This is a genomic window from Staphylococcus sp. MZ3 (assembly GCF_018622755.1).
Classification (GTDB): domain Bacteria; phylum Bacillota; class Bacilli; order Staphylococcales; family Staphylococcaceae; genus Staphylococcus; species Staphylococcus aureus.
The window spans coordinates 1,128,623-1,141,853 of the sequence record NZ_CP076026.1 but is presented as its reverse complement, the minus strand read 5'-3'; the positions used below and the strand labels follow the sequence as shown (position 1 = coordinate 1,141,853).

The following is a 13,231-nucleotide window of genomic DNA, read 5'->3' as shown; positions in this document are numbered from 1 at the left end:
CAATCTACTTCAGATATCCTTATACATGGGGTTTAAATCATTATCTAATAACAGCACCTTGTTCAATTAATGCTGCTTCAATTTCCGCTTGTACTTTTGAAACTCGCTCATCTGTCAATGTTTCTTCTGTGTCTAAATAATTTAAACGTATTGCAATTGATTTTTTACCTTTTTCTAAATGTTCGCCCTGATATACATCAAAGACAAGTGTATCTTTTAATATATTGCCACCATGTGCATGAATCGTTGATAATAAATCAGCTGCTGGAATATTTTGATCTACTTCTAATGCAATGTCACGAGACATGCCTGGGAATCTCGGAATTGGCTGGTAATTAATGTAACCTACCGACACAGCCATTAATGCATCAAAATTCAACTCAAAAACATACGTACGTTTTAAATCATTATCAGCTGCTAATATTGGATGTAATTCACCAATAAAACCAACAACTTTATTCTCTAATAAGATTTCAGCAGTACGACCTGGATGTAATCCATCAATATCAGCACGGCGATAACTAAATTCAAGATTTAACTTTTCAGATACTCGATCCACGACACCTTTTGCTAAATAGAAATCAACCGTTTCTTTCTTACCTTGCCATTGATTGACTACATAATCTCCAGTTAAAATACCACTTAAATATTCAACTTGATCTGGTAGTTCACCTTCTCCATTAGCAAAGAAGACATTGCCGATTTCAAATAATTTTACATCTTTATTTTTGCGTGCCACATTATATGATGCCGCTTCGATTAAATGTGGTAATAAACTTTGACGTAATGACGCATGCGCTTCACTCATTGGCATCAATAAATCAATTGTTTGACGCTGTTGCATCGAAAATGCAGTAGCATCTTCTTTAGAAACTAACGAATACGTAATAGCTTGGTCTAATCCAGCACCTTCTAACACTTCTTTAACCATTCTAGTTTTATATTGGCGATCAGTTAGCTGACCACTAGTAACTTTATCGAAGACAGGTAACGTTGATGGAATATCGTCGTATCCATATATACGTGCAACTTCTTCAATTAAATCTTCTTTAATTGTAATATCTTTACGACGTGATGGTACTAGCACTGTAATAACATCATCATTTATTTCTGTATCAAACCCTAGTTGATTAAAAATAGTAACAATATCATTTTGTGACAAATCAAATCCAATAGTGCGATTAATTTTATCAGCAGTGATGTCGATTGGTGTAATAAATGCACCAAGTTCTCCTGAAGACACTCTATCTTTTAGCACTTTTCCGTTTGCATAAGTTTGTAATAAATAACATGCACGGTCGACTGCTTCATCTACAAATTCAGTAGCTATTCCTTTTTCAAAACGACTAGATGATTCACTGCGTAAATTTAAACGTCTTGATGTATGACGAATTGAAACTGGATCAAAAATAGCACCTTCAATCACTATATTTGATGTTTGTTCTTTAACTTCTGAAAAATCGCCACCCATAACACCAGCTAATGCAATTGGAGTTTGTCCATTAGTAATGACAATATCGCTCGTTAATAATTCACGTTCTGTATCATCTAATGTTGTCATTTTTTCGCCTTCATTAGCTTGACGAACAACAATTTGTTGTGAACCAATCGCATCTTGATCAAACATGTGCAATGGTTGACCGTATTCTAATAACACATAATTTGAAATGTCAACAACATTATTAATAGGACGTATACCCGCTTTTATTAAGCGTGCTTGCATCCAAATTGGCGAGGGTTCAATTGTCACGTCGTGAACAACACGTGCACTATAATATGGTACTTTATCTTCATTTTCAATTGTCACAGTCAGTTCATCATTTGCAGATAAATCAAGCTCATTTGATGTTGTCTCTGGCTTAGTCATTTTTGTATTATATAATGCTGCAACTTCATAAGCAGTACCTATCATACTTAAAGCATCTGCACGATTCGGCGTTAAATCAAATTCCATTACTTGATCATCTAAATATAAAGCTTGTAAGGCATCTGTTCCTGGAACTTGGGCTTCACTAAATACATAAATGCCTGATTCAAAACTTTTCGGTATATAGTTACTTGAAATACCAATTTCTTGTAACGAACAAATCATACCTTCTGAACGTTCACCGCGTAATTTGGCACGCTTAATTTTAATACCACCAGGCAATCTGCCACCTACTTTAGCAACAATGACATATTGTCCTGCATCAACGTTCGGTGCACCACAAACGATTTGTACAGGTTCGTCTTCTCCGATATCAACTTGGCAAACATTTAATTTATCAGCATCAGGATGTTTCTCTTTTGACTTAACGAAGCCGACAACTAAATTTTTGATATCTTTTGTGTAGTCAATTAAATCATCCACTTCAATACCTGTGCGCGTAATACGTTCTGCCAAATTACTTACAGAATCATCGATTGTTACATATTCTTTCAACCATTCATTTGATATCAACATTACATGTCACCTCTATCTTCTACCGCTTTAAATTGATCTAAAAATCTCACATCATTAGTATAGAAATGACGAATATCTTCTATACCATATTTCAACATTGCAATACGGTCTGGTCCCATACCAAATGCAAATCCAGAGTACTCTGAAGAATCAAAACCAGCCATTTCTAATACATTAGGATGTACCATTCCAGCACCTAAAATTTCAATCCATCCTGTGTGTTTACACACATTACAACCTTTTCCTTTACATTTAAAACATGACACATCAACTTCTACAGAAGGTTCAGTGAATGGGAAGTAACTTGGACGTAAACGAATTTCACGATCAGCACCAAATAATTTCTTAGCTAACAATTCTAAAGTACCTTTCAAATCACTCATTTTAACGTTTTTATCAACAACTAATCCTTCGATTTGTGTAAATTGATGACTATGTGTCGCATCATCAGAGTCACGACGATACACTTTACCAGGGCAAATAATTTTAACTGGACCTTGACCATGACGTGATTCCATCGTACGTGCCTGCACTGGTGATGTATGCGTACGTAATAAAATTTCATCCGTAATATAGAAACTATCTTGCATATCACGTGCAGGGTGTGATTTAGGTAAATTCAGCATTTCGAAGTTATAATGATCTTGTTCAACTTCATATCCATTCACAATTTCATAACCTAAACCTAAGAATAAGTCTTCAATTTCTTCTATTGTACGTGTTAATGGATGCTTTGAACCGATTTCAATATGACGACCTGGTAATGATACATCAATTGTTTCTTCAGCCAATTGCTTATTTAATTTTTCTTTAACTAACATCTGTTGTCTTTCATCTAATTCATTTTGAATTGTTTGACGCAATTCATTCACTTTTTGACCAAATGCAGGTTTCTCTTCATTCGGCAAATCCTTCATCAATTTCATTAGTCCGCTAACTGACCCTTTTTTACCTAAGTATTTCACTTTAACTTCTTGCAGTGCACGTTCATCATTTGCTTCATTAATATCTACAAGCGCTTGTTGTTTTAACTCTGACATTGTTTGTTGTTCAGACATATGTCACTGACCTCCCTATTCGAACTATTCATTTTATATTTATCATATTTGTTGTTTAACTAAAAAAAGACTTTCATCCTCTTAAAAAATAAGGGACGAAAGTCATTTCCGTGGTACCACCCAAATTTATGCCTAAGCATACACTTGTTTAATATTGATAACGGATTGTCTTTCCGACTTAAATCTCTTTAAGTAACCAAAAAGGTGAAAAGACTTTAAATAATTGGAATAACTTGCAGTCACGATTATTCTCCCTAAAACAATTATTTATATAAATGTCCATGCCTTTTTATTGGTTTATATTCAATTGTGTATGCAATCACGTAGAAATGTTCTGTTAAACAATTAATTATAATTATATCGGAAAACTTTCAACACGGTCAACCTTTCAAATGATAAAGTAAAATACTACCTGCAATCGCTACATTTAAACTTTCAGCTTTACCATAAATAGGTATGATTAAATTTTGTGTAGTATGTGCTAATAATTCAGGATTAACACCTTCTCCCTCATTACCTAATAGTAATGCAAAAGAATCACTTGAAGTAACTTCTTTGTATGCCACTGCGTTTTCAAGTGCTGTACCATAAACAGGACCATTAAATTGAGTAATAAACGTATCGAGATCTTGTGTCATAACTGGCAAATGGAAAACACTACCTTGACTCGCTCGCAACACTTTATCTTGATAAGGATCTGTCGTACCCTTCTCCATTATTACAGCATCCATTCCAGCAGCATCCGCAGTTCTAATTAATGTGCCTAAATTTCCAGGATCTTGAACACGATCGATGAGCAATACTTGTTGTGCTTTAGAAATATCATAGTGCGGCTTCTCAATGATTGCGAAAAACCCTTGTGGTGTCACTGTACCTGATAAAGATTCAGCAACTTTCATGTTTATTTCAAAAACTTCTTGCGCGTATGCGATAATTTGCTGATCTAATCTTGCCGGTTCAATTGCAAATAATTGTGTAATTACAATTCCACTTTGATAAGCTTCTTCAATTAAATGCACACCTTCAATTAAAGCTAATCCAGTTTTATCCCTCTCACGTTTCTTTTTTAGCTTGTTCGCTTGTTTAATTCTATTATTTTGTGCAGAAGTAATTTGTTCCATAGATAGCTCCTCGCTTTATTTTTAAAAATAAAAATATTAATCATTAATAAGATGAAAACATTTGATTGTATAGTTAATATTAATTAATCGATTTTATCACTCATATTATTTCAAATTGTATAAATTTCTTTTATCGATACTACTACTATAAATCATACGCCCCAAAATATCATTATTAATTCTTTTCTTCTTCAAAATAAATCAAAATGATATAATTGATGATTATTTTCAAAGCACATTCAAATCAAACTATGTTTTAGCAATTTGTTGTTAGCATGTTTGTGTTCATTAAAAAAACGACCATCATCGGTATCATGTATGGTCGTTACAAAAGTTAACAATACCAATTGTCATAACAAGTACTGCAACCTCTTTAAATTCAATTATTTCATGTAACTATAGCCTATATCATATGTAATTACTTTGTTATTGATAATCGGGCTACTTTCATCTTCATTTTTACTTCTAACATGTTTATGTGCTGCTTTAAAGACATCAGATTTTAACCAATCCGTAAAAGCTTGCTTTGATTTCCAAACTGTTAAAATTTTCACTTCATCAAAATCTTCCTGTTCTAAAGTTTGTGTAACAAACATGCCATCAAAGCCTTCTAATGTTTCAATCCCATGTCTCGTGTAAAATCGTTCTATAATATCTTTTGCTGTTCCTTTTGTTAACGTCAGCCTATTTTCTGCCATAAATTTCATAATTATCCTCTTTTCTGTTTAACTTACCTTAATTATTTTTGCGACAACAACAATTCTTTTCGTTGTTTCACTATATGCATCTTCGCACGTTGATAAAGTCATTATTCTATCTTTTACCGTTACATTAACATCTGAATTAATTACAGATTTACGTTTTGTTTCATCTAAAAATTGTTGATAATCTTGATCATTTTCAAAATCTGTACGTATGTAATTATCTTTAGTAGTAGTTTTATATGCACTAAATACTTGCAATTGATATTTACCATATTTATTGTCAAATTCAATTATCTTGTGTTTTTCATAAAACGATTGCTTTAAATAATCTTCTAACACATCAAACATCGTATTATCACCGACATGGTGCCCGTATAAAATAGTATTATGATTTAAATTCTTCAATTCATTTCTAAAATCCATAAAAATACTACCTTTACGTCGATGTTCTCGCTCAAAATCTAAATTTAAATAATCGTGATTTGTCTTACCTTGTAGTACTGGATAATTTAATGATGTTCCTGATAATTTTATCCATCCAACAATGTCTTTATTTATTTTTTCAAGTGATTCAAATTGTGGTCTCACATGTGCTTGATGTTTGCTCATCAGCATTTGAAATTTTTGTTGTAATTTCTCATAATTTGCGCGTTCTTGCTTGTCTTCAATATATGTTTGAACAATTTTGTAACCAAAAATGATAATAATTACAACCAATAAAATTTGTACAATAGTTAAAAATCGCTTCATTCTCATAAAAATCCTCTTTTATTAACGACGTTTCTTCAGTCATCACTAAACCAGTTGTTGTACCGTTTTAGATTCGATTTCGTTGACTTTGACAAATTAAGTAAATTAGCATTGGACCACCGACAATCATTAAAATAGCATTGGCTGGAATTTCTAGAGGAGGCTGTATCACTCGTCCTAATAAATCAGCCACTAACAATAGCCATGCACCAATAACTGTAGAAAACGGAATAAGTACTCTGTAATTGCCCCCAACTAGCTTTCTAACCACATGTGGCACAATAATACCTAAAAAGGCTAGTTGTCCAACAATCGCAACAGTTGCACTTGCTAAAAATACTGCTAATAAACCTGTTAACCATCTGTAACGATCAATATTAAAACCGATACTTCGCGCTTGTATGTCGTCTAAATTTAGTAAATTCAATTTAGGGGACAATAGTAATGTTAATATTAATCCCAATAATGCTGATACTGCTAATATGTATACGTCGCTCCATATTTTCATTGTTAAGCCTTGAGGAATTTTCATTAAAGGGTTTTGAGTTAAAATTTCTAAAACACCATTTAATAATACGAATAACGCAACACCTACTAATATCATACTTACAGCATTGAATCTAAATTTAGAATGCAACAATATAATTATTAAAAATGGTATTAAACCTCCAATAAAACTTAATAATGGTAAGTAAAAGTACAATTGTGGAATAAACAACATACAAAGTGCTCTCATTATAAGTGCACCTGAGGAAACGCCAATGATATTCGCCTCTGCCAAAGGATTTTGTAGTGCTGCTTGTAATAATGCTCCAGAAACTGCTAACATTGCGCCAACCATCAATGCAATTAATATACGTGGCAATCGCAAATCAATGATTGAATCCACTGCTTCATTGTTACCAGTTGTAAATTTTGTAATTAGGTCATTAAATGACAATTTAATTGTACCGGTTACAAACGAAATATAAGCAGTTGCGATTAAAATGACTAACAAACATAAAAATAGTAGTTTCTTTTTATTTTTTATCATCATATCAACTCACTATTTTTTATCCTTATAAAATAAATCATATAATTGAGTCATTGCCTTATCAGCATCAACATTTGCTGTAATACCGAATGGCACTTCCTCTAAGTCATAAACATGATTATTTTTCACAGCTTTAAAATGTTTCCAAATATCATTCTGTTTAAATTCTTTTTGAAACATTTTCTTAACTTCTTCAGGCATTCCGTGTGGTAATCTTAAAATAATATCTGGATTGATATTCAACAAATTTTCAGTATTAGACGAAATATATTGACGATCTTTCACTTTAATAACATTTTCTCCACCTGCTATTTTAACTAAATCACCAATATATGATTTATCAGTTGCTACTAAATAGCTACCCGGTACACCCATTAATATTAATACTTTGGGATGTTTCTTTTGTTTAGCTGCTTTATTTTCAATTTTTTGCTTTACAGAATTTAAATGGTCATTTAATTCTTTTGCTTGTGCTTTACGATTAAATTGATCACCTAATTGTGTAATCGACTTTTGCATCCCTTTTAAACTATCAAAATCATAAAAGTAGCCTTTCATATTTAATTGTTTGTAAAATGGTTGCATTTCATCTTTAATCGTTGACACACTCAAAACATGTGTTGGTTTTAATTTTTTAACAGCTTCAACATTCGGCTCCATTGGTTGACCAATTTCCGGTACATCTTTATAACGATTAGGCAATGTCTTATATGACGTGGGTTTGCCGACAATTGGTAAATCCAATTTGTCCAATGTCATTGTCAATGCAACAGTTGTTGGTACGATTCTGAATTCGCCGGATTTAGTTGATTCTTGAGAACTGGAAGATTGACAGCTGGTTAAGATAACGACGCTTATCACTAAAATGGTTAAATACTTTATGATTCTCAAACTTGGTTACCTCTCTTTCTGCTGTATAAATGTGCCGAAATAAGTAAAATAGTTGCTAACACAATGCCAGCTGCAAATAACATATATTGCTTTTTATGATTTGGTTCATCAAGTTCTTTAATATCACTAGATAATTGACTACTATTCTTGCTATCATCATCTCTATTAAAAGCTGGTAACGCTTTCTCTTTTTCAACTACTTTTTTCTTTTCCTTTTTTGATTTTTCATCTTTATGTTTCGGTTGCTCTTTGTGATTATTTTCAACCTTTTTTATTGTTGGAGGGCTATTTTCAACTTTTAATGTACCTGATGCTTTAGGTCGCTCATTTTCAATCTTTTTATTACTGTCTTGTTGCACTTTATCTTTTTGTACAGGAATATCATTTAATCCTTTTTCAGTAAAAAGGCTAGTACGTCTTTCCTTAGTATCTGATTTTTGACTATCTTTTTTGTCATCAATATCTTTTTTAAGCTGATCTTGATTATTTTCTTGATTTTGATGTTTTGAAGGCACTTCTTTTGCATCATCATGTTGTACTTTTTTCTCTTTAAAATGAATAGAATACACCATTTCTTTGTTATCTAGATTTTTCTTTTCAGCCAACGTTTTAACATGCATATTGATTTTATCCATATGCTGTTCAATTAAAATTCTTACTATTGTGTCATCCTTTTCATCTTTTATAACAAAAGGAAATTCTTCATTTTTGTCATTTTGAAAAACAAGTTGTTCTTTATCTATTTGACCTTTTAGCTTTACTTGCAAGTAAATTTTACCAGTCATATCTGAAATCAATTGCGCCTTTTCGTCAACTAGTTGTTGTTCCTCAGTTACATTTTTATTTTCTTGATTAAAAATTAGTAACTCTAACGCTTTATTCTCTTTTATCTTTTCATCAAAAATTGATGTAGTTAATTCTGTTTTATCTTTTGCTTCAGGTTGATTAAATTTGGCTGATGGATATTTTATCTCATCAGCCAACACGCTACCAATCATTGTTGTATATGTAAGTATACCTAAGCTAATAATAGCTATAATAGATTTTGTAGCAATTTGTTTAACATTTCTCATTATTCCACATTGCCTTTAGATTTTTTTCTAACAAACAATGTGATTGCGATTAATAATGCTAAGGATGCAACTGGTATTGCATATATATATGCAGGTGTACCAGCATTTGTTTGTGGATTTTCTACTTTGTCTTTATTCGAACTATTAGATTCACTTTGACCAGTAGTCGTTCCATCAGATCCTTTGTCACTACCTGAAGCAGAATTTTTATCATCTTTACCTGGTGCATTAGCACCTGCTACATCAGTTGGTCCATTAAATTTATATGTAATGTTGTAATGATGGTCATATTTGAATGGCTTACCATTTACTTTTTCATCGATATAAACGTCAATTTTTCCATCTATTTTACCGTTCAACTTACTTACTTCAAATTCAGAAGTGCGTTCATCTTTGGCAGTGTTTTTACTAATAATATTTTCTTTATGTCCTTCGATACTCATTCCAGTAATCCAATGACTGTGGTTGACAGTTATTTGAACATACAATTTACCATTTTTCTTAATGTACTTTGCCGGTTTATTAAAATAGTCATTAGCAATTGACGTGTCATTGGTATTGTATTTGTAAACCTCATAATTCAAAGTACCGCTATCTGCGGCATTTGCAGAATTACTGAATGTCGCGATGATGATAATTAACGCTAAAATCGTTGTATTAAAAACTTTTAAAATATTTTTCAAAACATAATCCTCCTTTTTATGATTGCTTTTAAGTCTTTAGTAAAATCATAAATAATAATGATTATCATTGTCAATATTTATTTTATAATCAATTTATTATTGTTATACGAAAATAGATGTGCTAGTATAATTGATAACCATTATCAATTGCAATGGTTAATCATCTCATATAACAACACATAATTTGTATCCTTAGGAGGAAAACAACATGACAAAACATTATTTAAACAGTAAGTATCAATCAGAACAACGTTCATCAGCTATGAAAAAGATTACAATGGGTACAGCATCTATCATTTTAGGTTCCCTTGTATACATAGGCGCAGGCAGCCAACAAGTCAATGCGGCAACAGAAGCTACGAACGCAACTAATAATCAAAGCACACAAGTTTCTCAAGCAACATCACAACCAATTAATTTCCAAGTGCAAAAAGATGGCTCTTCAGAGAAGTCACACATGGATGACTATATGCAACACCCTGGTAAAGTAATTAAACAAAATAATAAATATTATTTCCAAACCGTGTTAAACAATGCATCATTCTGGAAAGAATACAAATTTTACAATGCAAACAATCAAGAATTAGCAACAACTGTTGTTAACGATAATAAAAAAGCGGATACTAGAACAATCAATGTTGCAGTTGAACCTGGATATAAGAGCTTAACTACTAAAGTACATATTGTCGTGCCACAAATTAATTACAATCATAGATATACTACGCATTTGGAATTTGAAAAAGCAATTCCTACATTAGCTGACGCAGCAAAACCAAACAATGTTAAACCGGTTCAACCAAAACCAGCTCAACCTAAAACACCTACTGAGCAAACTAAACCAGTTCAACCTAAAGTTGAAAAAGTTAAACCTACTGTAACTACAACAAGCAAAGTTGAAGACAATCACTCTACTAAAGTTGTAAGTACTGACACAACAAAAGATCAAACTAAAACACAAACTGCTCATACAGTTAAAACAGCACAAACTGCTCAAGAACAAAATAAAGTTCAAACACCTGTTAAAGATGTTGCAACAGCGAAATCTGAAAGCAACAATCAAGCTGTAAGTGATAATAAATCACAACAAACTAACAAAGTTACAAAACATAACGAAACGCCTAAACAAGCATCTAAAGCTAAAGAATTACCAAAAACTGGTTTAACTTCAGTTGATAACTTTATTAGCACAGTTGCCTTCGCAACACTTGCCCTTTTAGGTTCATTATCTTTATTACTTTTCAAAAGAAAAGAATCTAAATAAATCATCGTCACACTCATAACTTAATATATTTTTTATTTTAAATTTTATTTAACCTATGTCATAGATATTTCATAATCTATAACATAGGTTATTTTTTTATAAAATAACGTTGCGATTAACTACCATTTCAATGTACAATACAAGTAATCAATTGATAATGATTATCAGTTGATAATATACAATTAGGAGTTGTTTCTACAACATGAACAAACAGCAAAAAGAATTTAAATCATTTTATTCAATTAGAAAGTCATCACTAGGCGTTGCATCTGTAGCGATTAGTACACTTTTATTATTAATGTCAAATGGCGAAGCACAAGCAGCTGAAGAAACAGGTGGTACAAATACAGAAGCACAACCAAAAACTGAAGCAGTTGCAAGTCCAACAACAACATCTGAAAAAGCTCCAGAAACTAAACCAGTAGCTAATGCTGTCTCAGTATCTAATAAAGAAGTTGAGGCCCCTACTTCTGAAACAAAAGAAGCTAAAGAAGTTAAAGAAGTTAAAGCCCCTAAGGAAACAAAAGAAGTTAAACCAGCAGCAAAAGCCACTAACAATACATATCCTATTTTGAATCAGGAACTTAGAGAAGCGATTAAAAACCCTGCAATAAAAGACAAAGATCATAGCGCACCAAACTCTCGTCCAATTGATTTTGAAATGAAAAAGAAAGATGGAACTCAACAGTTTTATCATTATGCAAGTTCTGTTAAACCTGCTAGAGTTATTTTCACTGATTCAAAACCAGAAATTGAATTAGGATTACAATCAGGTCAATTTTGGAGAAAATTTGAAGTTTATGAAGGTGACAAAAAGTTGCCAATTAAATTAGTATCATACGATACTGTTAAAGATTATGCTTACATTCGCTTCTCTGTATCAAATGGAACAAAAGCTGTTAAAATTGTTAGTTCAACACACTTCAATAACAAAGAAGAAAAATACGATTACACATTAATGGAATTCGCACAACCAATTTATAACAGTGCAGATAAATTCAAAACTGAAGAAGATTATAAAGCTGAAAAATTATTAGCGCCATATAAAAAAGCGAAAACACTAGAAAGACAAGTTTATGAATTAAATAAAATTCAAGATAAACTTCCTGAAAAATTAAAGGCTGAGTACAAGAAGAAATTAGAGGATACAAAGAAAGCTTTAGATGAGCAAGTGAAATCAGCTATTACTGAATTCCAAAATGTACAACCAACAAATGAAAAAATGACTGATTTACAAGATACAAAATATGTTGTTTATGAAAGTGTTGAGAATAACGAATCTATGATGGATACTTTTGTTAAACACCCTATTAAAACAGGTATGCTTAACGGCAAAAAATATATGGTCATGGAAACTACTAATGACGATTACTGGAAAGATTTCATGGTTGAAGGTCAACGTGTTAGAACTATAAGCAAAGATGCTAAAAATAATACTAGAACAATTATTTTCCCATATGTTGAAGGTAAAACTCTATATGATGCTATCGTTAAAGTTCACGTAAAAACGATTGATTATGATGGACAATACCATGTCAGAATCGTTGATAAAGAAGCATTTACAAAAGCCAATACCGATAAATCTAACAAAAAAGAACAACAAGATAACTCAGCTAAGAAGGAAGCTACTCCAGCTACGCCTAGCAAACCAACACCATCACCTGTTGAAAAAGAATCACAAAAACAAGACAGCCAAAAAGATGACAATAAACAATTACCAAGTGTTGAAAAAGAAAATGACGCATCTAGTGAGTCAGGTAAAGACAAAACGCCTGCTACAAAACCAGCTAAAGGTGAAGTAGAATCAAGTAGTACAACTCCAACTAAGGTAGTATCTACGACTCAAAATGTTGTAAAACCAACAACTGCTTCATCAAAAACAACAAAAGATGTTGTTCAAACTTCAGCAGGTTCTAGCGAAGCAAAAGATAGTGCTCCATTACAAAAAGCAAACATTAAAAACACAAATGATGGACACACTCAAAGCCAAAACAATAAAAACACACAAGAAAATAAAGCAAAATCATTACCACAAACTGGTGAAGAATCAAATAAAGATATGACATTACCATTAATGGCATTATTAGCTTTAAGTAGCATCGTTGCATTCGTATTACCTAGAAAACGTAAAAACTAATTAATCGTCTTTATATTTAATTATTAAATTAACAAATTTTAATTGGCGGATGAGGTATCCTGTTACCTCGTTCGCCA

12 protein-coding genes are annotated in these 13,231 nt (G+C 31.9%); 2 read left to right on the top strand and 10 right to left on the bottom strand.

Annotated features, from left to right (window positions below; all coding sequences use genetic code 11):
* Positions 1-40: 40 nt before the first annotated feature.
* The 10 genes from pheT to isdC form a co-directional block, all read right to left on the bottom strand.
* Positions 41-2,443, bottom strand: coding sequence for a phenylalanine--tRNA ligase subunit beta (gene pheT / locus KI230_RS05570; RefSeq protein WP_000908982.1), 2,403 nt, complete (start codon positions 2,441-2,443; stop codon positions 41-43).
* The gene (gene pheS, locus KI230_RS05565; protein ID WP_000003566.1) at positions 2,443-3,501 is read right to left on the bottom strand and encodes a phenylalanine--tRNA ligase subunit alpha; all 1,059 of its coding nucleotides are present in this window, start codon (positions 3,499-3,501) and stop codon (positions 2,443-2,445) included. Before pheS ends, pheT begins: the two co-directional genes overlap by 1 nt.
* Before the next feature lie 380 nt (positions 3,502-3,881).
* Positions 3,882-4,622, bottom strand: coding sequence for a TrmH family RNA methyltransferase (locus KI230_RS05560; protein ID WP_000435374.1), 741 nt, complete (start codon positions 4,620-4,622; stop codon positions 3,882-3,884).
* Positions 4,623-4,861: 239 nt separating this feature from the next.
* Positions 4,862-4,969, bottom strand: a complete 108-nt coding sequence (locus tag KI230_RS05555) for a hypothetical protein (RefSeq protein ID WP_010956638.1) — start codon at positions 4,967-4,969, stop codon at positions 4,862-4,864.
* 36 nt (positions 4,970-5,005) lie between these two features.
* Entirely contained in the window at positions 5,006-5,329 is a 324-nt protein-coding gene (isdG, locus tag KI230_RS05550) for a staphylobilin-forming heme oxygenase IsdG (protein WP_000670950.1), read from the bottom strand.
* 18 nt (positions 5,330-5,347) lie between these two features.
* Positions 5,348-6,082, bottom strand: a complete 735-nt coding sequence (srtB, locus tag KI230_RS05545; RefSeq protein ID WP_001242420.1) for a class B sortase — start codon at positions 6,080-6,082, stop codon at positions 5,348-5,350.
* 61 nt (positions 6,083-6,143) lie between these two features.
* Entirely contained in the window at positions 6,144-7,109 is a 966-nt protein-coding gene (gene isdF / locus KI230_RS05540; RefSeq protein ID WP_000594537.1) for a hemin ABC transporter permease protein IsdF, read from the bottom strand.
* A gap of 12 nt (positions 7,110-7,121) precedes the next feature.
* Positions 7,122-8,000, bottom strand: coding sequence for a heme ABC transporter substrate-binding protein IsdE (gene isdE, locus KI230_RS05535; RefSeq protein WP_001220199.1), 879 nt, complete (start codon positions 7,998-8,000; stop codon positions 7,122-7,124).
* Positions 7,997-9,073, bottom strand: coding sequence for an iron-regulated surface determinant protein IsdD (isdD, locus tag KI230_RS05530; RefSeq protein ID WP_001246698.1), 1,077 nt, complete (start codon positions 9,071-9,073; stop codon positions 7,997-7,999). Before isdD ends, isdE begins: the two co-directional genes overlap by 4 nt.
* Complete coding sequence (isdC, locus tag KI230_RS05525) at positions 9,073-9,756, bottom strand: heme uptake protein IsdC (RefSeq protein WP_000789821.1); 684 nt, start codon at positions 9,754-9,756, stop codon at positions 9,073-9,075. The genes isdD and isdC overlap by 1 nt, the downstream gene beginning before the upstream one ends.
* Positions 9,757-9,964: 208 nt before the next feature.
* Between isdC and isdA the strand changes: the two genes are divergently transcribed.
* Together isdA and isdB are read left to right on the top strand one after the other, a co-directional pair.
* Complete coding sequence (gene isdA, locus KI230_RS05520; RefSeq protein ID WP_000160866.1) at positions 9,965-11,017, top strand: LPXTG-anchored heme-scavenging protein IsdA; 1,053 nt, start codon at positions 9,965-9,967, stop codon at positions 11,015-11,017.
* A gap of 202 nt (positions 11,018-11,219) precedes the next feature.
* Positions 11,220-13,154, top strand: coding sequence for a heme uptake protein IsdB (gene isdB / locus KI230_RS05515; protein WP_001041599.1), 1,935 nt, complete (start codon positions 11,220-11,222; stop codon positions 13,152-13,154).
* Positions 13,155-13,231: the final 77 nt, after the last annotated feature.